This window comes from Cellulomonas sp. JZ18, assembly GCF_009720485.1.
GTDB lineage: Bacteria > Actinomycetota > Actinomycetes > Actinomycetales > Cellulomonadaceae > Cellulomonas.
Window position 1 is genome coordinate 3,380,187 of the sequence record NZ_CP045245.1, and the last position, 22,238, is coordinate 3,402,424.

Sequence of the window (22,238 nt, forward strand, 5' to 3'; positions counted from 1 at the left end):
CCGTCGGCGCGGGGGCCGTCGGCGCGGGAGCCGCGGCGTCGCCGGCGGCGACCGCCGCGGGCGCCGGGACGTCCGCCAGCACGCTCTCGACGAGGGCCACGGCGTCGTCGATCGCGACGTCACCGTCCGTGCCGCTGCTCTCGATGGCGGTGAGCAGGTCCCGCACGCGGTCGACCATCGCGAGCAGGACGTCGGTCGTGCGCTGGTCCATCGAGCGCTTGCCGTCGCGCAGCTGGACGAGGAGGTTCTCCCCCACGTGCGTCAGCCGCTCGAGCTGGCCGAAGGCGAGGAAGCCGCTCGTCCCCTTGATCGTGTGGATCGTCCGGAAGACGCTGCTCAGCAGCGGACGCGAACCGGGCTGCTCCTCGAGCGCCACGAGATCGCGGTCCAGCTGGTCGAGGTTCTCGAGGCTCTCGACCAGGAACTCGCGGACGATCTCGTCGAACTCGTCCATGCACCCCTCCCCGCTCCCGGAGCACCTGCGCCCCGCACGGAGGGCCCATCGGCCGCACCGGGCGCGACCTGAGGGGTCGCGAGCGCGTCGGCGCGGCGCGGCGACGTGCGCTGGGTCACGCGGACGACGGGCCGTGCGCCCGGGCGGGGCGTGGCCGTGCGCGTGGGCGGGCGTCGCGAGGACGAGTGGCGGGCGGGACCGCCGCCGCTCAGCGGCTGGGGGCCGTGCCCTCGCCCTCGTCGTGCCGTGCCACGTCCGCGCCCGCCGCGTCCGCACGCGCCGGGTCCGCGGGGGCCGGGTCCGCAGGGGCCGGGCCGGCAGGGGCGGCGCCGCCCGACGCCGGCGCCGGGCCGCGGGTGCCGCGGGGCGGGACGAGCCCGCGCAGGGACTCCTCCGCGGCGGCGTCCGCGGCGGCGGCGCGCGCGTTGGCCTCGCCCACCGCGGCGAGCACCTCGGCCCGGTGCACGCGCACGTGCCGCGGCGCCTCGATGCCGAGCCGCACCCCGTCGGAGCGCACCTCGATGACGGTGATGACGACGTCGTCACCGATGACGAGGCGCTCACCGGCGCGGCGGGTCAGCACGAGCATGCCTGCGACACTACCTCGCCGTCCCGCGGCCCCCGCGCCGCACCCGGCGCACGGCGGGGCGCGCCGCGTCCTCAGCCGAGCGCGGCGTCGAGCTCCTGGCCGAGCGCCGCGGCCCAGACCAGGCGGGACGCCGGCAGACCGTCGATCCAGGCCACCGGCCGCTCGAGCTCGAGGACCGTCCCCGGTGCCGCGGTGTCCAGCAGCCCCTGCACCGCGAGCGCGTCCGCCGGGCGCTCGGCGCCGACCGCGCCGACCCAGGCCGCCGCGTCGGCAGGCTTCGTGCGGGCGTCGACGACGGCCCACACCTGGTCGGCGCGCATCGTGCCCAGCACGGTCGCGGCCACGGACCGGTCGTGCGCGTCCGGGCCCACCCGCAGCGCGACGACGGTCGGTCCCGCCGCACCCGCCCCGGCGGCACCGCCGGCCCGCCGGGGCCCCGTGAGCCGCGCCGGCAGCGGCGCGCGCCCGGGGTCCACCTCGACGAGCGCGTCGTCCGGCAGGCGCCAGCGCGCGACGAGCGTGCGGGCGACCGCCGTGGCGTCGTCGCCGACCCCGGCGACGACGAGCACGTCCCCCGCACCGCGGGCGGGGGCGGGGGCGTCGGGACGCGTGCGAGCACGGCCGCGAGCGTCAGCGGGCCCGCGTCGAGGACGGCGGCGGGGACGCCGAGGCGCACGAGCTCGGCACGCAGGGCGACCGTCGCCGGCCCCGGTGCCGCCGCCGCGGGCGCGGGCGCTGCGGACGGCGCCGGTACCGGCCGCGCCGGGGGCGGCACCTCGACGTCCGCGGCCGGCACGCCGACGCCGGCGCGCACCTGCTCGAGCACGCTCGCGAAGTCCGGGGACGACGTCGACACGCGCCCCTCGTCCGAGGCGCGCGCGAGCGCCGCGCCCGCGGGCGCGGCCGCGTCGTCCGGGTCGCCGGGCCCCGCGCCGGCCTCCGCGCGGTCCGCCGCGTCGAGCAGCGCCTCGAGCCCGGCCGGGCCGCCGGCGTCCGCGGGGACGACCGGAGCCGGCGGCCGGTGCGCGAACCGGCGCAGCGGCTGGTCCGGCTCGTCCGGCACGTCGACCGTCAGCTCGTACCGCTCCTTGGCGAAGAACCCGGCGAGGCCGCCGGTGCGCACGCGCTCGGCCTGCACGATGCGCGCGGTCGGCCCGAACTGCGCACGCACGTGCGTGACCAGCTCGGTGAGGTCGTCCCCCTCAAGCAGCAATCGCGTGGTCACCGCTCACCACCCCGGCGGTGTCGACCTGCGCACCCGCGGCCGTGACCTCGGTGTACGACAGCACCGGCAGGCGGGGGTCGCCGAGCGCGACGAGCCGGCGCAGCGCGGGCCGGATGGCGGGCGCGCACGCGAGCACGACCCCACGGCCGTCGGCCTCCGCCCGGGCGACCGCCACGCGCAGCTGGCCGAGGATCGCGTCGAGCCGCTGCGGCTCGACGAGCAGCTGGCTGCCCTGGTCGCCCGGACGCAGGTTCTCGGCGAGCCGGTGCTCGAGCACCGGGTCGAGCGTGACGACCCGCAGCACGCCCTCGTGCACGTACGGGGCCGCGAGCGCCGGGCCCAGCGCGCCGCGCGCGGCCTCGACGAGCCCCTCGGGGTCCGTCGAGACGCGGGCGCGCAGCGTCAGCGCCTCGTAGATGCGGCCGAGGTCGCGGATCGGGACCTGCTCGGTGAGCAGGCCCTGCAGGACGCGCTGCACCTCGCCCAGCGACAGCAGGGACGGCACGAGCTCCTCGACGACCGACGGGTTGACCTGCTTGAGCCCCTCGGTGAGCACCCGCACGTCCTCGCGGCCCAGCAGGCGGGCGGCGTGCGAGGAGATGAGCGCGCCGAGGTGCGTGATGAGCACGGACACACGGTCGACGACCGTCGCGCCCGTCATCTCCGCGGCGTGCCGCAGCTCCGCGGGCACCCACTTTCCGGGCAGGCCGAACACCGGCTCGGACACCGCCGTGCCGGGCAGCGCCGCGAGGTCGTCGCCGAGCGCGAGGACGCGACCCGCGGGTGCCTGGCCCCGGCCCACCTCGACGCCCGCGATCCGCACGACGTACGTCGCGGGCGGCAGGTCCACGCTGTCGCGCGTGCGCACGGGCGGCACGACGATGCCGAGGTCGAGCGCGACCTTGCGGCGCAGGCCGCGCACGCGGGCGAGCAGGTCCTGCTCCGGGCCGGTGCCGACGAGGTCGACGAGGTCGGGCGCGAGCAGGATCTCGAGCGTGTGCACGCGCATCTGCTCGATGAGCTGCTCGGGGCTGTCCGCGCTCGGCGCCGCGACGACCTGCGCCTGGTCCGCCTCGACCCGGGCGGCGAGGTCCGCGGCCTTCTCGCGCGCGCCGACGCGCTGGCCCAGCAGGAGCAGGCCCGCGCCGACCAGCAGGAACGGCGGCTTCGGCATGCCCGGCAGCAGCGCGAGCGCCACCGCGGCCCCGCCGGCGATGAGCAGCGCGTTGCGCGACTGCAGCAGCTGCTTCGAGGCGACGGTGCCCATGTCGCCCTCGGCCGTCGCGCGCGTGACGACGATGCCCGTGGACACCGACAGCAGCAGCGCGGGGATCTGCGTCACCAGGCCGTCGCCGATGGTCAGGAGGCTGAAGCGCTCGATCGCCTCACCGGCGCTCATGCCCATCTGGAGCATGCCGACCGCGAACCCGCCGACCAGGTTGATGACGGTGATGACGATGCCCGCGATCGCGTCGCCCTTGACGAACTTCGAGCCGCCGTCCATCGCACCGTAGAAGTCGGCCTCGGCCGCGATGTCCGCGCGCCGGCGCCGCGCCTCCTCCTCGTCGATGAGGCCCGAGTTGAGGTCGGCGTCGATCGCCATCTGCTTGCCGGGCATCGCGTCGAGGGTGAACCGCGCGCCGACCTCGGCGACGCGGCCCGCGCCGTTCGTGATCACCGCGAACTGGATGACGACCAGGATGAGGAAGATCACCAGGCCGATGACGAGCGAGCCGCCGACCACGAAGTGGCCGAACGCGTCGATGACCTGGCCGGCGAACCCGTCCCGCAGCACGAGCCGCGTGCTGGCCACGTTGAGGCCGAGGCGGAACAGCGTGAACACGAGGATGAGCGACGGGAACACCGAGAAGTCGAGCGGCCGCTTCACGTACATGCTCGTGAGCAGGATGACGAGCGACGCGGTGATGTTGACGACGATGAGCAGGTCGAGCAGCTGCGGCGGCAGCGGCACGACCAGCAGCAGCACGACGCCGACGACGCCGACGGGCACCGCCATCTGCGCGATCGGTCGGTTCTTCACGGGTCTCTCCTCGCTCGTGCGGAGCGGACGCGCTCGCGGCGGGTGGGGACGGGGGTGCCGGCGGGCAGGGCCGAGCCGGTGGGCAGGCGGTGCCGGCCCGCGGCGGCGCCGCGACGGCGCAGCGCCATGACGAACGCGAGCACGCGCGCGACGGCGGTGAACAGCTGCTCGGGGATCTCGGTGCCGACGTCGCACGCGTCGTGCAGCGCGCGGGCGAGCGGCACGTCCTCGACGACGGGGACGCGGTGCTCGCCGGCGAGCTCGCGGATGCGGGCGGCGACCGCGCCCGCACCCTTCGCCACCACGCGGGGCGCACCGGTGCCGGGCTCGTAGCGCAGCGCGACGGCGACGTGCGTGGGGTTGACGAGCACGACGTCCGCTCCCGCGACCTCCGCCATCATGCGGTTGCGGCTCATGCGCGCCTGGCGCTGGCGGATCGCGCCCTTGACGAGCGGGTCGCCCTCCGTGCGCTTGTTCTCCTCCTTGACCTCCTGCTTCGTCATCCGCGTGGCCTTGCGGTTGCGCCGCAGGACGACGGCGAGGTCGGCGAACGCGAGCAGCAGACCTGCCGCGACGCCCCAGGTGAGCAGCGCCGCGGTGCCCGCGCCCGCGGCGTCGAGCAGCGCGGCCAGCGGCAGCCGGCCCGAGGCCATGAGCGTGGGCACGAGCTGCTGCACGCCCACGACGAGCACCGCGGCGACGGCGAAGGTCTTGAGCAGCGTCTTCGCGCCCTGCCACCACGCCTGGGCGCCGACCAGCCGCTGGACGGCCGACTTCGGCTTGAGGTGGTCGAACCTCGGCGTCAGGCGGCGCGGGTGGACCCCGCCCTGCGCCGCGGCCACCACGACCGTGACGAGGACGAGCACGGCGAGCAGCGGCCCGAGCGTCGCGCCCACGCTGACCAGCGCGTCGCGCAGCACGTCGACCGCGAGCTGCACGTCGGCGGTCCGCGCCGCGGTGGTCACGTGCATCATCTGGTCGAGCGCGGCGTCGCGGCCGCGCACGAGCACGCCCGGCAGCATCGCGGCCGCGACGCCCAGCGCGACCCAGGCGGACAGGTCCTGCGAGCGGCCCAGCTGTCCCTTGCGCCGCACGTCCTTGAGCCGCTGGGGCGTGGCCTTCTCGGTGCGCTCCCCGCCGCCGCTCACCGCAGGGCCCCCGGCAGGAGCGTCGGCGCCTCGCCCGCGAGCGCGCGCACGATCCCCGGCAGCGCGAGCAGCGCGAACCCGGCGAGGACGAGGGTGATGAGGATCTTCAGCGGGAAGCCGAGCGCGAACGCGTTGAGCGCGGGCGAGACGCGCGTGAGCAGCCCGAGGCCCACGTCGGCGAGGAACAGCACGACGAGCAGCGGCCCGGCGATCTGCAGGGCGGCGAGGAACATGTCCGTCAGGCCCGTCGCCGCGGCCGTGCCCAGCCGGGCGAGGTCGACGCCGACGCCCAGCGGGAGGGCGTCGAAGGTGCGCACGAGCCCGCCCACGACGAGCTGGTAGCCGTCCGAGGCGAACAGCAGGACGACCGCGAGCAGCTGGTAGAGCCGGCTGAACTGGGCGCCGTTGGTCATCATCAGCGGGTCGAACCCCGCCGCGAGCTGGAACCCGCCGAACATGTCGACGAGCCCGCCGGCGGCCTGCACGGCCGAGAAGAGCAGGTAGACGAGGAACCCCGTGCCCGCGCCGACGAGCGCCTGCACGACGAGCGCACCGACGAACGCGGCCGTGCTCGCCGGCTCGACGGGGTCGAGCCCCGGCGCCACCGCGAGGGCGAGCCCGGTGCCGAGCGCCACCTTGACCGGCCCCGGCACGCCGCGCTGTGCGAACGGCGGCGCGACGACGAGGAACGCGATCATCCGCACCGCGACGAGCAGCGTCGTCACGACGGCGGGCATGGGCAGGGTCACGGCCGCGGGGTCCACGTCAGCCGCCCACGAGCCCCGGGATGCGGGCGAACAGCTCGTGCGTGAACGACACGAGCTCGGTGATCATCCAGTGCCCGCACACGAGCAGCGCGACGGCGGCCGCGAGCGCCTTGGGCACGAACGAGAGCGTGACCTCCTGGATCTGCGTCACCGACTGCACCAGGGAGACCGCGAACCCGACGACGAGCGCGGTGACGAGCACCGGCGCGGAGAGCTTGGCCGAGAGGACCAGCGCGTCGAGGGCGATGTCGAGGACGGCGTTCGGCTCCATCAGCCGGCCCCGGTGTAGGAGCCGACGAGCGAGGTGACCACGAGGCCCCACCCGTCGACGAGGACGAAGAGCAGGAGCTTGAACGGCAGCGACACCATGACGGGCGGGAGCATCATCATGCCCATCGACATCAGCGCCGCGGAGACGACGAGGTCGATGACGAGGAACGGCACGAAGATGACGAAGCCCATGATGAACGCGGCGCGCAGCTCCGAGAGCAGGAACGCCGGCGCGAGCACCTGGAAGGTGACGTCCTGCGGGGTCGCGGGGTTGGGCGCGTCGGCCGCGCGGGTGAGCAGCGCGATGTCCTCCTCGCGCGTGTGCGCGAGCATGAACTCGCGCAGCGGGGCCCAGCCCGCGTCGACCGCCTGCGTGAAGGTCAGCTGGCCGTCGAGGTAGGGCTGCACGCCGGCGTCGTTGACCCCGGCCAGGACCGGCGCCATGACGAACAGCGAGAGGAACAGCGCGAGCCCGGCGAGCACCTGGTTGGGCGGCACGCCCTGCAGGCCGAGCGCGTTCCGCGTCAGCGACAGGACGACGAGGATCTTCGTGAAGCTCGTCGTGAGCAGCAGCAGCGACGGCGCGACCGACAGCAGCGTGATGCCGAGCAGGACGACGATCGAGCTGCTCGGGGTGCCGTTGATGCCGTTGATCCCGACCGTCACGGAGTCGCCGAGGCCGGGGGCGGCCGGGGCGGCCGGGGCGGCGGGGGCCGCAGGGCCCGCGGGCGGGGTCGGGCCGACCGCGGCCTGCGCGCCGCCCGCCCCGGCGACGCCGAGGAGCGCGAGCAGGAGGAGGGTGAGCAGGACGAGCGCGGCGCGGCGTCCGGCCGGCCGCCCCACCGGTGCGGCCGTCGTCATCTGCGCACCGTGCGGTCCTGCAGGGCGCGCACCGTCGCGCGCCACGTGGCCGGGGACAGCACCGAGCCCGCGAGCCCGCCCGTCGGGAGCTGCGCGCCGGGCAGCGCGTCGGCGCGGGGCGCCGGGCGCGGCGCCGGCACGGCCGGCGCGGGCTGCTCGTGCACGGGGCCGAGCTCGGTGAGCATCGTGACCTGCTGCTCGCCGAAGCCGACGAGGAGGCGGCGGCTGCCCACGGCGACCACCGCGACGCCGGCGCTGCGGCCCAGCGCCTGCCGGTCCACCACCCGCACGTGCGGCTCGCGGTCGTCGGCGGGCGTGCGCCCGGCGCCGCCGAACCGCCGGGCCAGGTACCAGATCAGGCCCGCGACGACCGCGAGCGAGACCAGGACGCGCCCGACGACCAGCAGCTCGTCCATCAGCCGACCGAGTCCGACCCGGCGACGATCTCGGTGACGCGCACGCCGTAGTCCTCGTCGACGACGACGACCTCGCCGCGCGCGATGAGACGCCCGTTGACGACGATGTCGGCGGGGCTGCCCGCGGTGCGGTCCAGCTCGAGCACCGCGCCGGGCGTGAGGTCGAGGACCTGCTTGAGCGGCAGCTTGGTGCGGCCGATCTCGGCGGTCAGCGTCATCTCGACGTCGTAGAGCACGCGCAGGTGCGCGCCGCGCTGCGTCGGGACGGCCGTCCGGGCCGCCGGCTCCTCCGCACGCACCCGCACGGCGCACCAGGCGAGCGTCGCGCCGTCGGCCTGCAGCGCGAAGACCTGGGCGTCGGCGGCGAGCGCCTCGCCGGCCGTCGTCGCGCGGGCCGCGCCGAGGACGCCGTCGCCGAGCTCGGCGGCGGCCGCCGCGAGCGCGGGCCGCAGCGCCTCGGCCGGGTCGAGCGGCGCGCCGGCGACGGCACCGTCCGCGAGGGCCTGGACGACGGCCGGGCCGAGCACGACGACGAGGTCGCCGCCGCGGGGGCCGACGACGCCCGCGGCGACCGCCGGGGAGTCGGCGGGCGGTGCGTCGGCGGCCGGCACGGCCGTCAGCGGGGCGGCGGCCGGCACGAGCGTGGCGGCCGCGGCGGCGGCGCGTGCGGCCGCTGCGGCGACGGTGGCGGTGGGGTTCATGCGCGGTTCTCCTCGACGCTGACGACCTGGCAGGCGAGCCGGGCCCCGTGGCTGCCGACGGCGGCGTGCGCGAGCACGACGTCCTCGACGACGACCTCGAGCGGGCTGCTCGCGGGGTGGGACAGGGGGAGCACGTCGCCGACGGCGAGGCCGACGACGTCGCGCGGGTGGACGGTGCGCGGCGTGCAGCGGACCACGACGTCCACGGGCACCTCGAGCGTCGCGCGCTCGAGGTCGGCGCGGGCGGTGCGGGCGGCCGCGGCGACGGCGTCGTCGCCGGCGGGCCCCTGGTCGGGCGCGCGCAGCGCGTTCATCAGCGGGTCGGCCGGGAGCATCAGCGTCGCGGTGTCCACGCGCTCGCCCACGCGCAGGCCGAACGTCGCGACCAGCACCGCGTCCGACGCGGCGACGGCCTGCACGAACTGCGGGTTGTACTGCACCGAGCGCACCGACAGGGCCAGCGGGGCGATGGCCGCGAACGCGTAGCCGAGGTCGCCCAGCGCGTGGTCGAGGACCTCGCGCACGACCGTCGTCTCGATCTCGGTGAGCTCGCGGCCCTCGCGGTCGTCGCCGCGGCCCGTGCCGCCGAACAGGTAGTCGACCCAGACGAGGGTGCCGGCCACGGGCAGCTGCAGCAGCGCGGTGCCGCGGGGCGTCTCGACGGTGCACAGGAACAGGCCCGTCGGGGTGGGCAGACCGCCGACGTACTCGTCGTACGGCATGAGCGCGAGGTCCTCGAACGTGACCTGGGACAGGGCGCGCAGCCGGGCGGTCAGCTGGGTGCCCCACAGGCGGGCGAACCGCTGGAACGCCATCTCGAGGTGGCGCGCGTGCTCGCGCGAGAGCGTGAGGGGGCGGCGGAAGTCGTACGGCACCGGGTCGGTCGTGCGCGACCGCCGGCGCGCGGGCACGACGGCGCGCGCGGGTGTGGTCGGGGCGGCTGTCACGACTGGCCCATCGACCGCCACCGGGTCGATGTGAGCGGTCCCGCGCGGGTGAATCTCCCCCGACCCGTCCTGGGTGCGGTCGCGCGGCCGACGCGGGGCGGCGGCGCAGGGAGCGACGGGGGCGCCGTCCGTGGCGCCCGGCAGGTCACGTCACTGCGTGACGTAGCTCGTCAGGTAGACGTCCATCACCTCGCCCTCGTACACCTCGGCCAGGGTGGCGGCGAGCTGGGCCTTCAGCGCGTCGCGGGTCGCGGGGTCCTGCACCTCGGCGACGGTGCGCCCGGAGTACAGGGCGATCGCCGCGTCGACGGCACGGGACGGGTCGGGGGCGCCGTGGGCGTCGGCGGTCAGCTGCAGGCCGAGGCCGATGCGCAGGTAGTGGCCGTCCGCGAGGTTGAGGCTCACGGGCTCGACCTGCACGACCTCGCCCGGCTCGGGCGCCGGCTCGGGCGCGTGCGCGGCCTCGCCGCCCTGCGGGCGCAGGAACAGGAACCACGCCGCGGCCGCGACGACCAGCAGCACGACGACGCCGCCGAGCACCAGCAGCAGGCGCCGGCGCTTCCCGGACGGCTTCGGCTCCTCCACGGGCGGCGGCGGCGCGGACGCGCCGATGGGCCGCTGCGGGCGGGCACCGATCTTCTGCGAGGACACGACTCGCTGCTCGACGGGCGACATGTCACTCCTCCCCCGGGGTCGGGCCGGTCACGGTCGGGTGCTGCGTCACGGTGCGCCCACCGCCGGCAGCAGGGCGCGGACCGTCTCGGGCGCGCCGGACAGCACGACGAGGTCCACGCGGCGGTTCGCCGCGAGCGCGGCGTCGTCCATGCCCGCCACGAGCGGGCGCGCGTCACCGAAGCCGACGGCCTCGATGCGCGTGGGCGGCATGCCGTCCGCCTCGACGAGGTGGCGCAGCACCTGCGTCGCACGGTCGGCGGACAGCTCCCAGTTCGTCGCGTAGCGACCCCCGACGGGCAGCACGTTGGCGTGCCCCTCGACGCGCACGGCCTCCTGGATCGCGACGAGCGTGGGCCCGGCGGCGTCCAGGACGGCCCGCGCGGTCGGCGTGAGCTGCGCGGACGCGGGGGCGAAGAACACGTCGTCGGCGACGAGGCCGAGCACGAGCCCGCGCTCGTCGACGCGCATCTGCACGACGCCGTCCAGGCCCTGGCCGGCGAGCGCGCCGCGGATGTGCGCGGCGATCTCCTGCAGGTGCGCCGCCTCCGCCTGCGCGGCCGCGAGCACCGCGGGATCGACGGACGGCTGCGCCGCCGTCGGCTGCGACGCCTGGTCGCCGAGGCCCGCGTCGGCGTCGACGATGCCGGCCGTGCTCGACGCGTCGGCCTGCTGCGTGCCCGTCGCGCTCAGCCCGTCCAGCACGCCGTCGCTGCCCGTGAGCACCGACTCCTGCGTGCTGTGGTCGCCGAAGCCCGCCGCGAGCGACGCGCGCAGCGCGATGTACTTCTGCTGGTCGACCTGGCTGATGGCGAACAGCACGATGAACAGCGCCATGAGCACGGTGATCATGTCCGAGTAGGAGACCAGCCAGCGCTCGTGGTTGACGTGCTCCTCCTCGTGCCCGCCTCGGCGGGCCGGGCGGTGGACGCGGGTGGCGGCGCTCATGCGGCCGCCTTGTCCTTGTCCTTCTCCTTGCCCTTGCGGCCCGGCTGCTCGGGCACGAGCGAGCGCAGCCGCTGCCCCACCAGGCGCGGGTTCGCGCCGGCCTGCACCGCCAGGAGGCCCTCGAGGGTGACCTCCATCTGCTGGCACTCGAGGTCGGAGATGCGGCGGATGCGGGTGCCCAGCGGCAGCCACACGACGTTCGCGGAGAGGATGCCCCACAGCGTCGCGACGAACGCGGCGGCGATCGAGTGGCCCAGCCCCGCGGGGTCGGACAGGTTCTCGAGCACGTGCACCAGGCTGATGACGGTGCCGATGATGCCGACGGTGGGTGCGTAGCCGCCCATGTCCTGGAAGTACTTCGCGTGCATGCGGTCGGTCGCGCGCTTGCTCGCGATGCGGTCCTCGAGCATGAGGCGCAGGTCCTCGGGGTCGGTGCCGTCGATCGCCGAGCGCAGGCCCTCGCGCAGGAACGGGTCCTCGATGTCGCGCGCGGCGTCCTCGAGCGCCAGCAGGCCCTCGCGGCGCGCACGCTCGGCGAGCCCGACGACGACGTCGACCGTCGCGTCCGGCTGCGGCGCGCGGCTGCGCAGCGCACGGGGCACGGCCGCGAAGGCGCCGAGCGCGTCCTTCACGGTGTGCCCGGCGAGCCCGACCCCCAGCGTGCCCACCCAGACGAGCAGCAGCGGCGCGGGCAGGAAGATCGACGTCGGGTCGGCACCCTCGAGCACCATCGCGCCGAAGATGGCGGCGAAGGCGACGACGAGGCCGACGAGGCCGGCGGGGTCCATCAGCGCCTCCTCGGTCGGAGCGGCACGGGCGGGGGCACGCGGTGGTCGTCCTCGGGGGCGTCGGACGGGTCCGGGACGGCGCCGAGCGGCCCGCGCGCCTCGAGCTCGCGCGAGCGGGCCAGCAGCGAGGCGCGGTGCTCGTGGACGAGGGCGATGACCTCCTCGAGCGACTCGCGCACGATGAGCTTCGTCCCGTCGACGAGCGTGAGGATGGTGTCCGGGGCGCACTCGACGCGCTGGATGAGGTCGGGGTTGACCCCGAACTGCGCTCCGGTCAGGCGCGTCACGACGATCACGGTGCATCCCGTCCCTGGTCACCAAGCTGCTGCGGACGCCGTGGCGGCCGCCGGCCGACCCGTCCGTGGGTCGTCACCGCCCCTCCCATCGGCCGGTCACAGCCCGGTGTGAGGACTCCGGGCCCGGCTGCACGCACCGCTATGTCTGGTAGGCCCAGTGCCACGGCTCGCGCGGGGTGTCCTCGGCGAAGCCGAACCGGCCCGCGTTGGCGCGCATCCACGTCAGCGCGCGGTCGTCGAGCCGCAGGTCGGCGGCCAGCCCCCAGCCGTGGTCGGAGGTGCCCGGCGTGGCGGCGAGACCGCCCTGCGAGTACAGGCCCTTGCGGCGCACGAGGTCCACCTGCGTCTCGTAGGTGCGGTACGTGTCCGTGATGCCGATGGTCACGCCGTCCCGCGCGGCCGCGTCGATCATCGACGTCAGGGCCTGCGCCGCCGGTGCGAACAGGCGGTGCCCGCCCGTGCCGACCGGGCTGAGCGCCGCCTCCGGCACGCGCCCGTTCTGGTACCCGGCCAGCGCGGCCGGCAGCGCGTCGCCGTTGATGCGACGCACCGACGACGGCGTGAGGTCGGGACCGGCGGGGACGGGGACGGCCGGTGCGGCCGCGGGCACGGACGACACCGCGCCCGTCGCGCCCGTCCCGGTCGTCAGCGTGCCGAGCACCGGGCCCAGCCCGCCCACGGCCGGACCACCCAGCACACCGCCCGCCGCGCCGACCTCGGCCGCGAGCACCGCGGCGAAGCCCGACGCCCCGCCGGCCGCCGAGGAGCGCGGCAGCGCGCGCCCCTCGACGACCTGACGGATCTCGGCGACCCGCGCGGCGAGCGCGGTGACGCCCTCGACGGGGCTCACCGCTTGAGGTTGACGAGCTCCTGCAGCAGCTCGTCCGACGTCGTGATGACGCGCGAGTTCGCCTGGAACCCGCGCTGGGCGACGATCAGGCTGGTGAACTCGCTCGACAGGTCGACGTTCGACATCTCGAGCGCACCGCCGGCCAGCGTGCCGCGCCCGCCCTGGCCCGCGGCGCCGAGCTGCGGCTGGCCCGAGTTGACGGTCGTGCGGAACAGCGAGCCGCCCGCCTTCTCCAGGCCCGCCGGGTTCGTGAACGAGCCGATCGCGATGCGGCCGAGCACCTGCTTGAGCGAGTTCGAGAACGACCCGACGATCGTGCCGTCCGGGTTGAGCGCGAACGACTGCAGCACGCCCGCGGCCTGCCCGTCCTGCTCGCGCGCCCGCACGTTCTCCAGCCCGGCGAAGGAGGTGATCGTCGAGATGTCCACGGCCACCGCGCCGACGGTCAGCTCCGTCGGCGACGTCAGGGCGCCCGAGGCGTCGAACACCAGCGCCTGGGCCGGGACCGTCGTCGTGCCGTCGGTCGCCGCGACCGACCAGCCGGTCGCGTCCTTGGTGAACGTGAGCTCGAGCTCGCGCTCCACGCCCGTGGCGTCGTACACGGTGATGGCACGCGTCAGGCTCGTGCCCACGGCCGCCGACGCGTCGAGGTTGCCGGTGTAGTCCGCGCTCGTCGACGCCACCGCGGGCATCACCGCGCCGGCCGGGACGGACAGGTCGACCACCGGGCCGTTCGTGTCGACGACGCCGTTCACGGCCGCCCACCCCTGCACCAGCGCGCCCTCGCCGGGGAGCACCATCTGACCGGTCGCGTCGAAGTCGAAGGAGCCGGCGCGCGTGTAGTACGTCTCGGCCCCCTTGCGGACCACGAAGAAGCCGTCGCCCTGGATCATCATGTCCGTGCTGCGGCCCGTGAGCTGCGAGGCACCCTGGGTGAAGCTCGTCGTGATGCCTGCGACGCGCACGCCGAGGCCGACCTGCGCCGGGTTGGTGCCGCCGACGCCGTCCTGGGCGCCGCCGGCGTTCTGCACGACCTGGCTCAGGGTGTCCTGGAACTGGATCTGCGAGGACTTGAAGCCCGTCGTGTTGACGTTCGCGATGTTGTTGCCCGTGACGTCGAGCATGGTCTGGTGGCTGCGCAGACCGCTGATGCCGGAGAAGAGCGAGCGGAGCATGGTCGGTTCCCTTCGGGTGGTCCGCGTCAGGCGGAGGTCGTGGGTGCGGCGGGCGCGGCGGCGGGGGCCGCGGCCGTGACGGCGGCGACGGCGTCGAGGGGGACGTCGACGTCCCCGACGCGCACCGTCGGCACGGTCCCGGCGTAGGACACGGACGCGACCCGGCCGGACCGGGTCGTGCCGTCGGCGTCGGTCCACGTGACGTCGTGGCCGACGAGGCCCGCCGCGGACTGGCGCATCTGCAGCGCGAACGCCTCGCGCTGGGTGTCGGAGAGCTCGACGAGCCGCTCCATCGTGGTGAGCTGGGTGGTCTGGGCCATGAGCGCCGAGGCGTCCATGGGGCTGCTGGGGTCCTGGTAGCGCAGCTGCGTGACGAGCAGCTCGAGGAACGCCTGCTTGTCCAGCTCGCCGTTGGACGCGGCGGACGCGCCGGTGCCCGACGGGTCCGGCGTGCGGGGGCCGGTCAGGTAGGAGACGTCGATGCTCATGCGGGCTCCGGTCAGACGACGAGGTCGAGGGTGCCGCCGTGCGCGGGCACGGCGGGGGCGGACGTGGCGGGTGCGGCGGCGCCCGTGGGCGTGCCGCCGGGACGCGTGCCGGCCGCGCCGTCGCGCTGCTGCGCGTCCGGCCGGCCCGAGCCCTGCTGCCGGGGCTCGCCGGACAGGCCGACGTCGACCTGCAGCCCGGCCTGCTGCAGGTCGCGGCGCAGGTCGGCGAGGCTCGCGCGCAGCGCCTCGCGCGTCACGTCGGTCGCGCCGGCGAGGTCGACCCGCACCGTGTCGCCCGTGACGTGCGCGACGACCCGTGCGGCGCCGAGGTGCTCGGGGTCGAGCGGCACCGACAGGACGTGCCGGCCCAGCCCGAGGCTGCGGACGCGCGCGCCGAGCTGCTCGGCGACGGGGGGCGGCTCCGGCGAGGACGTGGGGCGCGCGTCCGGTGCCGGATCCGCCGGCTGCGCCGCCGGCGGGGCCGACGGGGGTGCGACCACCGCGACGGCGGGCGGCAGCGTCGCGCCGGCGCCGCCGGCGGGTGCGGACCCGGCCGTCGCACCGGCCGGCGGGGCGCCGGCGCCGGCCGACACCGGCGGGTCCCCCGCCGCCGTCGCGGCGGTGGGCGGGACGGGCGTCTCGGCGGCCGGCGTCGTGCCGGACGTCGCGGTGCCCGCCGTCGTGCCCGTCGTCGCGCCCGGCGTCGTCGTGCCGGGTGTGGTGGTGCCGGGTGTCGTGGTGCCGGGCGTCGGGGCGGGCGGCGTGCCGGTCGTGGCGCCGCCGGCCGTCGTCGCGGCGGTGGCGGGGACCTCGACGAGGAGGTCGGCCGGGGCCGTCCCGCTCGCGGCGGCCGCGGCGGGACCCGCCCCGCGGTCGGTGCGGCGGACCCCGGGACCGCTGCGGCGGCTCCGGGCGCGGTCGCCGTGGCCGGGACGGCCGCGGCGGCCGGCGCGGTGGTCGCGGGGGCGTCCGTCGCGGCCGACGGACCCGCGGTGGTGAGCAGCGCGACCAGCTCGGGCGGCAGCGCGGGCGCGGCGGGGGCCGCACCGTCCCCGGCGGGCGCGGTGCCGGTGGCGTCCGCCCCGTGCCGGTGGGCGCGTCGCCGGCCGGCGCGGTGTCGTCGGGACCCGCCGGGGTCTCGTCGGCGGCGGTGCGGCCGGTGGCAGGCTCCGTGGCGCGCTCGGCGGCACGTCCGGCACCGCGGTCGCCCACGCCCCGCGACGCGCGGTCGGCGTCGCGCGGGCCGGGTCGCTCGGCCGGGGCCCCGGCGGCCGCGGCGAGGGCGTCCTCGAACGCTGCCCCGCCGGCGCGGGACGCCCCCGCGACGGGTGCCGGTGCGGGACGTGCCGTCGGTGCCGTGGCGGCGACGGTCGGTGCGCTCATCGCCCCTCCTCCTCGTGCTCGGGGCCGCCCGCACCGCGGACGCGCCCGGCGACCTCGTCGAGGACGCGCTGCTCGGCGCGGTCCTCCTCGACCCGGACCTGGTCCTCGTGCGCGTCGCGCAGCTTCTCCACCGTGCGCGTCGCGGTCCGCGCGCGGGACCACGCGTCCTGGCGCGCGTCGACCACCTCCGCGGCGCGCCGCGCGGCGTCGCTGCGCTCGACCAGCAGCGACTGCAGCGCGAGGCGGCCCGCGACGGTCGCCTGCCACGTGACGACGTCGTGCACCCCGGGCAGCCCGGTCGTGCCCAGCATCTCGGCGGTCTCGCGGGCGCGCTCCTGCGCGGCCAGCTGCTCGCGCCGCGCCGAGGCCAGCTCACCGGCCGCCCGGTCCTCGGCCATGCCGCGCACGCGCAGCAGGCCCGCCAGCGGGAACTGTCGGCTCATGACTCCCCCATCGCCGCCACCAGCGCCCGCAGCCGCTGCCACGACTGCGCCGCCGGCGCGCTCTCGTCCATCCCCTGCCGCAGGAACGCGTCGATCGCCGGGGCGTGCGCCACGGCCGTGTCGACCAGCGGGTTCGAGCCGGCGACGTACGCGCCGACGTCGAGCAGGTCCTGCGCCTGCCGCCGCGCCGCCATGACCGCGCGCAGCCGCGTCGCGTCCGCGCGCTGCTGCGGCGTCGTCACGCGGGACGCGACCCGGCTCACCGACCCGAGCGCGTCGACCGCCGGGAAGTGCCCCGCGACCGCCAGGCGGCGGTCGAGCACGACGTGCCCGTCGAGGATCGACCGGGCGGCGTCGGCGACCGGCTCGTTGTGGTCGTCACCGTCGACGAGCACCGTGTAGAGCCCGGTGACGGAGCCGGTCGGCCCCGTGCCGGCGCGCTCGAGCAGCTGCGCGAGCAGCGCGAACGTGCTCGGCGGGTAGCCGCGGGTCGCGGGCGGCTCGCCCACCGACAGCCCGATCTCGCGCTGGGCCATCGCCACGCGCGTCAGGGAGTCCATCATGAGCACCGCGTGCGAGCCCGCGTCGCGCAGGTGCTCGGCGATGCGGGTGGCGACGAACGCCGAGCGCAGCCGCACCAGCGGGGGCTGGTCCGACGTCGCGACGACGACCACGGACCGGGCCAGGCCCTCGGGGCCCAGGTCGTCCTCGAGGAACTCGCGCACCTCGCGGCCGCGCTCGCCGACCAGGGCGATGACGGACACCTCGGCCTCGGTGCCGCGCGCGATCATCGACAGCAGGCTGGACTTGCCGACGCCGGACCCCGCGAACAGGCCGAGGCGCTGACCGCGCCCGGCGGTCACGAGCGAGTCGAGCACCCGGACGCCGAGCTCGAGCGGCGTGTCGACGCGCGTCCGGTCGAGCGGGTGGGGTGCCGCGGCGTCGAGCGGCACGAACGCGTCCGCGGCGAGCGGGCCGCGCCCGTCGATGGGCCGGCCCAGGCCGTCCAGGACGCGGCCGAGCAGGCCGCGCCCGACCGGCACGCGCAGGCCCGTGCCGTGCCCGCGCACGGGCATCCCGGCCTGCAGCCCGCCCGTGGACCCGAGCGGCATGCACCGCGCGGACCCGGCCGCGGTCGCGACGACCTCCGCGACGAGCGGGTCGGGGCCGTCGCCGATCGAGACCAGGTCGCCCACGGCGGAGCCCGTGCCGACGGTCTCGACGGAGAGCCCCACGACGGCGCGCACGCGGCCGACCGCCTCCGGGCGCGCGGCCCGCAGGGCGGCGTCCCAGCGCGCGTCGGCCGGGGCGTCCGGCAGGGTCGCGGTGCTCATGCGGTCCCCAGCGCGGCGCGCACGCGCGCGAGGGCGGTGCCCAGCCGCGCGTCGAGCTCGCCGTCGGCGTGCTCCGCGACGGCGTCCCCCGGTGCCAGCGCGGGGTCGGCCACCAGCCGCAGGCCGGGGGGCACCGCCGCGTGCTCGTCCGCCGCCAGCGCGTCCAGGTCGCGCGGGTGCAGCCGGACGACCAGCTCGTCCGGCAGACCCGGCGCGGCGAGCACGCGCGCGAGCGCGGCCCGGGCGGCGGCGCTCGCGTCCGACAGCTCGTGGCCGAGCAGCGCCTCGGCCAGCTCCAGGGCGCCGGCGCGCAGCGCGTCCAGCGCCGAGGCGAGGACCGGCGCGTCCGCCCCGCGCATCGCGTCCGCCGCGAGCGCGAGGGCGGCGGTCGCGCGGGCGTGCGCGGCGGCGCGCGCCTCGCGGTCCGCCGCGGCGGCGGCACGGCGCAGCTCCTCCTCGTGCGCGGCCTCCTGCGCGGCGCGGCGCGCTCCCGCCGCGTACCCGGCGGCCCAGCCGGCCGCGTACCCGGCGCCGCGGTCGGCGGCGTCGGCCGTGCGCGCCCCGGCGAGGGGCACGAACTGCACCGGACGGGCGGGCGCGGGCGCCGCCGCGGCGGCCGGGGCCGGCCGGGGCGCGGGAGTGGGCGCGGGGCGCGGCGCGGGGACGAAGGCGAGGTCAGGCAACGAGCTCGTCCTCCGCGTCGCGCCGGACGACGATCTGGCCGCTCTCCTCGAGGCCGCGGATGACCTGCACGATCTCCGCGCGGGCCTCCTCGACCTGCGACAGGCGCACCGGCCCGAGCATCTCCATCTCCTCGACCAGGTTCTCCCGGGCGCGGTCGGACATGTTGCGCAGGATCTTGTCCCGCACCTCCGGGCCGGCGCCCTTGAGGGCCTGCGACAGCGCCGCCGACTCCACCTGGCGCAGCACGAGCTGCACGGCACGGTCCTCGAGCAGCACGACGTCGCCGAACGTGAACATGAGGCTGCGGACGGCCTCGGCGAGGGCCTCGTCACGCTCCACCAGACCCTCGAGGATCGACTTCTCCGTCGTCGGGTCCGCGCGGTTGATGATCTCCACGAGCGGCTTGACGCCGCCCACGGCCGCGAGCTCGCGCGGGGCGAGGACCGTCGAGGCCTTGCGCTGCAGCGACTCCGCGACCACGGTCACGACGTCCGGGGACGCGCGCTCCATGAGCGCGATGCGGTGCGCGACGTCGCCGCGCACGTCCGTCGGCAGGCCCGCGAGGATCGCCGAGGCGTGCTCGGGACGCAGGTGCGCGAGCACGAGCGCGACCGTCTGCGGGTGCTCGCCGTCCAGCAGCGAGGCGACCTGGCGGGCGTCGGCCTGCTGCAGGAACTCGAACGAGTGCCCCGCGAGGGACGTCTGCAGCCGCTCGATCATCGACTCCGCCTGCTCGCGGCCGAGGTTCGCCTCGAGCAGGTGCTGCGCGTACATGACGCCGCCGCCGAGGCCGGGGCCCATCTCGGACGCGTCGTAGAACTCCTCGAGCACCTCGTCGGCCAGCTTCTGGTCGACGCGCTCCATGCGCAGGATCTCGGCGGTCAGCTCCTCCATCTCCGGGACGTCGAGCTGCGACATGACGCGCGCGGCCCGTTCCCGGCCCAGCTGGAGCAGCAGCAGCGCGGCCTTCTGCCGCCCGGTCAGCTTCATCGCCGGCCCGCCGGGGTCGAGAGCCAGCCGCGCAGCAGCTCGGCGACCTGCTCCGGCTGCTCGTCGGCGAGCTGGCTGATCTCGGCGCGCTTGCGCTCGACCGGCGGCGGGACCACCGGAGCGGGCGGGGGCGGCGGCAGCACCGGCATCGCGTCGTCCCGGTCGAGGCCGAGCGGCGGGAGCACGGCCGTCGCGGCGTCGAGCTCGCCGAGGTCCAGCGACTCACGGCGTGCACGGCGCCCGCGCCGGGCGAGCACGATCGCGAGGACGACGACCACCAGCAGCACGAGGCCGCCGATCACGAGCTCGCGCACGAGCTTCGACTGGGCCGCGGCGTCCGCCCGGGCGTCCTCGGCGGCGAGCGCCGCCTGCGCGGCCTCGGCGGCCGTGGTGTCGAACGCCATGCGCTGCACCGAGAGCGTGTCGCCCCGCTCGGGGTCGATGCCCGCGGCGGCCGCGACGGCCGCCTCGAGGTCGGCCATGCTCAGGCCGCCCGCCGCGGCCTGGTCGACCATGACGGACACGGACTGCCGCTGCAGCGAGCCCGGCGCCTGCCGGACGACCTCGGTGCTCTTGTTCACGGCGTTCGTCACGTCCTCGCTCGTCGTCGAGTACGTGCCCGCGCCGCCGTCCTGGCCCTGCGGCACCGCGATGTTGTCGGGGCCGAGCACGCCGGTGGCCGCGCCACCGGTGCCCTCGTACTCCTCGGTGCGGGTCGAGCGGCCCAGCGGCGGGGTGTCCGGCGTGGCGGAGAACTGCTCGGTGGTGCGCTCGGTCTGCGCCAGGTCCAGCTCGGCGTTGACGCTCACGGTCGCGTTGCCCGGCCCGACGAGCGGGTCGAGCAGGGCCTGCACCGCGCGCTGCACACGGCCCTCGTAGTCGGCGGTCCGCGAGTCGGCGAGCCCGCCGGCGGTGGCGTCCTCGCCGACCGCGGACAGCACGCGGCCGTCCGCGTCGACCACCGCGACGCCGGTCGGGTCCATGCCGTCGACGCCGGCGGACACCAGGTGCACGATCGCCTGGACCTGGTCCGCGCCGAGGGTCCTGCCCTGGCGGCTGCGCACGAACACCGACGCGGTCGGCTCGGGCCGCTCCTCGACGAACACCGTCTCCGCGGGGATCGCGAGCCGCACCGTGGCGGCCTCGACGCCGTCGATCGCGCCGACGGTCTTGGCCAGCTCCCCCTCCAGGGCACGCTGGTACGTCTTCTCCTGCTGGAACTCCGACGCCGTCATGGGCATCGCGTCGAGCAGGGAGTACCCGGCGCCGTCGGCGTCCGCGGGCAGGCCGGCGGCGGCCATCGCGACCCGCTGCTCGTACACCTGGTCGCGCGGCACCAGGACCGTGCTGCCGCCGTCCGCGAGCTGGTACTGCACGCCGGCGGACGTCAGCTCGTCGACGACGGCCGAGGCGTCGGTGCCGGACAGCCCCGAGAACAGCGGGGCCAGCGTGGGCCGGGACATCCAGCTCGACAGCGCGACCGCGCCGAGCACGAGCACGGCGATGCCGATGAGCGCGAGCGTGCGCTGCGCGAGGGAGAACTGCTTGACGGCGGCCGCGAGGCGGCCGAACGCGTCCTGCACCTGGGCGGGCATCAGACCTGCATCCTCATGATCTCGGTGAACGCCTCGACGGCCTTGTTGCGCACGGCGGCGGTGAGCTCGAGCGCGAGCGAGGCCTGCGCGGAGGCGATGGTGTAGTCGTGCACGTCGTCGAGGTCGCCGGTCACGGCGCGCACGGCGAGCTGCTGCGACGTCGACTGCATCTGCTGCAGCTGCTCGACGGAGCCGAGGACCCCGGCGAACGCGGCGCCGGCGGCCGGGTCGGGGGCGGTGGGGGCGGCGGGGGTGGCGACCGGCAGCACGCCGGCGACGCCCGTGACGGGCGTGACGGAGGTGACCATCAGCTGCGTCCGATCTGCAGGGCGGCCTCGTACGACGCCTTCGCGCGGTCCACCACGGCGGCGTTCGCCTGGTAGCCGCGCTGCGCCATGACGAGCTGCGTCATCTGGGAGGACATGTCGACGTCGGGCATGCGCACGTAGCCCTGCTCGTCCGCGAGCGGGTGGTCCGGGTCGTGCACCACGCGGCCCTCGGCGTCGCCGAGCACGACCCCGGCGACCTGCACGCCGCCGCCGGCCATCTCCTGCGCGACGACGTAGCGGGCGCGGAACGCCTCCTCGTCGGTGCCGCGGACGGTGTTGACGTTGGCGATGTTGTCGCTGACCGCGTCGAGCCACTTGCGGTGCACGGTGAGCCCGGTGCTCGCGATGCCGATCGCGCCGAAGACCGTCATCAGCTCGTCCTCATCGCCGTGCGGACGGAGGAGAACGTGCCGGAGATCGCCTGCGTCGCGAGCTGGTAGCGCAGCTGCGTGTCGACGTTGAGCAGCGTCTCGGCGTCGAGGTTGACGTTGTTGCCGTCCTCACGGGTCGGCTCGAGCGAGCGCGCGACGGTCGCCTCCACGGCGCCGTCGCCGCGGCGGACCGCGGCGGAGAGCGCGTCCTCGAACGCGACGCGCTTCGCCTGGTACCCGGGGTCTGCAGGTTCGCGACGTTGTCCGCGATGACGCGCTGGCGCAGCGCGAGGCCGTCCAGCGCGCTGGTGAGCGCGAGGGAGCTCACGGAGTCGAACATGCCCATGCGGGGGCCACCTCACCGACGACGACGAGTGCGGGGTCGGCCTATCCGTGGCCTGGCTGTGCAGCATCCGTGCTTGCGACCGCCCCATCGGCACCCGCCGGCGGGGCGTGAGAGGTGTTGACACGTA

General features: G+C 76.6%; 25 protein-coding genes and 2 pseudogenes. All 27 read right to left on the minus strand.

Features of this window, described 5'->3' with window-relative positions; translation table 11 throughout:
- Nucleotides 1-217: 217 nt before the first annotated feature.
- Nucleotides 218-454, minus strand: a pseudogene (locus GC089_RS19330) (Hpt domain-containing protein); the annotation flags it as partial.
- A gap of 208 nt (nt 455-662) precedes the next feature.
- Nucleotides 663-1,043, minus strand: coding sequence for a carbon storage regulator CsrA (gene csrA, locus GC089_RS19760; protein ID WP_196250725.1), 381 nt, complete (start codon nt 1,041-1,043; stop codon nt 663-665).
- Between the two features lie 71 nt (nt 1,044-1,114).
- The gene (locus GC089_RS15210) at nt 1,115-1,612 is read right to left on the minus strand and encodes a hypothetical protein (protein ID WP_155378343.1); all 498 of its coding nucleotides are present in this window, start codon (nt 1,610-1,612) and stop codon (nt 1,115-1,117) included.
- A 633-nt stretch (nt 1,613-2,245) separates the two neighbouring features.
- Nucleotides 2,246-4,309 carry a flagellar biosynthesis protein FlhA gene (locus GC089_RS15215; RefSeq protein ID WP_155378344.1) on the minus strand — a complete coding sequence of 688 codons (2,064 nt, stop codon included), beginning with the start codon at nt 4,307-4,309 and terminating at the stop codon, nt 2,246-2,248.
- Nucleotides 4,306-5,457, minus strand: a complete 1,152-nt coding sequence (locus GC089_RS15220) for a flagellar biosynthesis protein FlhB (protein ID WP_155378345.1) — start codon at nt 5,455-5,457, stop codon at nt 4,306-4,308. The genes GC089_RS15215 and GC089_RS15220 overlap by 4 nt, the downstream gene beginning before the upstream one ends.
- Nucleotides 5,454-6,194, minus strand: coding sequence for a flagellar biosynthetic protein FliR (locus GC089_RS15225; protein ID WP_155379276.1), 741 nt, complete (start codon nt 6,192-6,194; stop codon nt 5,454-5,456). Before GC089_RS15225 ends, GC089_RS15220 begins: the two co-directional genes overlap by 4 nt.
- 28 nt (nt 6,195-6,222) lie before the next feature.
- Nucleotides 6,223-6,495, minus strand: coding sequence for a flagellar biosynthesis protein FliQ (gene fliQ, locus GC089_RS15230; RefSeq protein WP_155378346.1), 273 nt, complete (start codon nt 6,493-6,495; stop codon nt 6,223-6,225).
- Nucleotides 6,495-7,355, minus strand: coding sequence for a flagellar type III secretion system pore protein FliP (gene fliP, locus GC089_RS15235; RefSeq protein WP_155378347.1), 861 nt, complete (start codon nt 7,353-7,355; stop codon nt 6,495-6,497). Before fliP ends, fliQ begins: the two co-directional genes overlap by 1 nt.
- Nucleotides 7,352-7,771 (minus strand): flagellar biosynthetic protein FliO, encoded by a 420-nt coding sequence (locus tag GC089_RS15240; RefSeq protein ID WP_155378348.1) that lies wholly within the window; start codon nt 7,769-7,771, stop codon nt 7,352-7,354. The genes fliP and GC089_RS15240 overlap by 4 nt, the downstream gene beginning before the upstream one ends.
- A complete protein-coding gene (gene fliN, locus GC089_RS15245) occupies nt 7,771-8,472 on the minus strand; it encodes a flagellar motor switch protein FliN (RefSeq protein ID WP_155378349.1) in 702 nt (233 codons plus the stop codon). The genes GC089_RS15240 and fliN overlap by 1 nt, the downstream gene beginning before the upstream one ends.
- On the minus strand, nt 8,469-9,419 hold the full coding sequence (locus tag GC089_RS15250) for a flagellar motor switch protein FliM (protein ID WP_230684865.1): 951 nt from the start codon (nt 9,417-9,419) through the stop codon (nt 8,469-8,471). The genes fliN and GC089_RS15250 overlap by 4 nt, the downstream gene beginning before the upstream one ends.
- A gap of 150 nt (nt 9,420-9,569) precedes the next feature.
- On the minus strand, nt 9,570-10,094 hold the full coding sequence (fliL, locus tag GC089_RS15255) for a flagellar basal body-associated protein FliL (protein WP_155378350.1): 525 nt from the start codon (nt 10,092-10,094) through the stop codon (nt 9,570-9,572).
- Nucleotides 10,095-10,139: 45 nt separating this feature from the next.
- Nucleotides 10,140-11,039, minus strand: coding sequence for a flagellar motor protein MotB (locus GC089_RS15260; protein ID WP_155378351.1), 900 nt, complete (start codon nt 11,037-11,039; stop codon nt 10,140-10,142).
- Nucleotides 11,036-11,827, minus strand: coding sequence for a motility protein A (locus GC089_RS15265; protein WP_155378352.1), 792 nt, complete (start codon nt 11,825-11,827; stop codon nt 11,036-11,038). Before GC089_RS15265 ends, GC089_RS15260 begins: the two co-directional genes overlap by 4 nt.
- On the minus strand, nt 11,827-12,114 hold the full coding sequence (locus GC089_RS15270; protein WP_230684866.1) for a flagellar FlbD family protein: 288 nt from the start codon (nt 12,112-12,114) through the stop codon (nt 11,827-11,829). The genes GC089_RS15265 and GC089_RS15270 overlap by 1 nt, the downstream gene beginning before the upstream one ends.
- A 148-nt stretch (nt 12,115-12,262) precedes the next feature.
- Entirely contained in the window at nt 12,263-12,973 is a 711-nt protein-coding gene (locus tag GC089_RS15275) for a D-alanyl-D-alanine carboxypeptidase family protein (RefSeq protein WP_230684867.1), read from the minus strand.
- On the minus strand, nt 12,970-14,148 hold the full coding sequence (locus tag GC089_RS15280) for a flagellar hook protein FlgE (protein ID WP_155378354.1): 1,179 nt from the start codon (nt 14,146-14,148) through the stop codon (nt 12,970-12,972). Before GC089_RS15280 ends, GC089_RS15275 begins: the two co-directional genes overlap by 4 nt.
- Before the next feature lie 26 nt (nt 14,149-14,174).
- Complete coding sequence (locus GC089_RS19765; protein WP_155378355.1) at nt 14,175-14,636, minus strand: flagellar hook assembly protein FlgD; 462 nt, start codon at nt 14,634-14,636, stop codon at nt 14,175-14,177.
- 11 nt (nt 14,637-14,647) lie between these two features.
- On the minus strand, nt 14,648-15,229 hold the full coding sequence (locus tag GC089_RS15290) for a flagellar hook-length control protein FliK (protein ID WP_155378356.1): 582 nt from the start codon (nt 15,227-15,229) through the stop codon (nt 14,648-14,650).
- A gap of 786 nt (nt 15,230-16,015) precedes the next feature.
- Nucleotides 16,016-16,462 carry a flagellar export protein FliJ gene (locus tag GC089_RS15295; RefSeq protein ID WP_155378357.1) on the minus strand — a complete coding sequence of 149 codons (447 nt, stop codon included), beginning with the start codon at nt 16,460-16,462 and terminating at the stop codon, nt 16,016-16,018.
- Entirely contained in the window at nt 16,459-17,796 is a 1,338-nt protein-coding gene (locus GC089_RS15300) for a FliI/YscN family ATPase (protein ID WP_155378358.1), read from the minus strand. The genes GC089_RS15295 and GC089_RS15300 overlap by 4 nt, the downstream gene beginning before the upstream one ends.
- Nucleotides 17,793-18,479 (minus strand): FliH/SctL family protein, encoded by a 687-nt coding sequence (locus tag GC089_RS15305; RefSeq protein ID WP_155378359.1) that lies wholly within the window; start codon nt 18,477-18,479, stop codon nt 17,793-17,795. The genes GC089_RS15300 and GC089_RS15305 overlap by 4 nt, the downstream gene beginning before the upstream one ends.
- Nucleotides 18,472-19,470 carry a flagellar motor switch protein FliG gene (gene fliG / locus GC089_RS15310; protein ID WP_155378360.1) on the minus strand — a complete coding sequence of 333 codons (999 nt, stop codon included), beginning with the start codon at nt 19,468-19,470 and terminating at the stop codon, nt 18,472-18,474. The genes GC089_RS15305 and fliG overlap by 8 nt, the downstream gene beginning before the upstream one ends.
- Nucleotides 19,467-21,065: a flagellar basal-body MS-ring/collar protein FliF gene (gene fliF / locus GC089_RS15315; protein ID WP_155378361.1), complete on the minus strand. Its 1,599-nt coding sequence runs from the start codon at nt 21,063-21,065 to the stop codon at nt 19,467-19,469. The genes fliG and fliF overlap by 4 nt, the downstream gene beginning before the upstream one ends.
- Complete coding sequence (gene fliE / locus GC089_RS15320) at nt 21,065-21,373, minus strand: flagellar hook-basal body complex protein FliE (protein WP_155378362.1); 309 nt, start codon at nt 21,371-21,373, stop codon at nt 21,065-21,067. The genes fliF and fliE overlap by 1 nt, the downstream gene beginning before the upstream one ends.
- Nucleotides 21,373-21,765 (minus strand): flagellar basal body rod protein FlgC, encoded by a 393-nt coding sequence (gene flgC, locus GC089_RS15325; protein ID WP_155378363.1) that lies wholly within the window; start codon nt 21,763-21,765, stop codon nt 21,373-21,375. Before flgC ends, fliE begins: the two co-directional genes overlap by 1 nt.
- Nucleotides 21,765-22,105: pseudogene (locus tag GC089_RS15330) on the minus strand (flagellar basal body rod protein FlgB). The gene flgC and the pseudogene GC089_RS15330 overlap by 1 nt, the downstream one beginning before the upstream one ends.
- Nucleotides 22,106-22,238 lie beyond the last annotated feature (133 nt).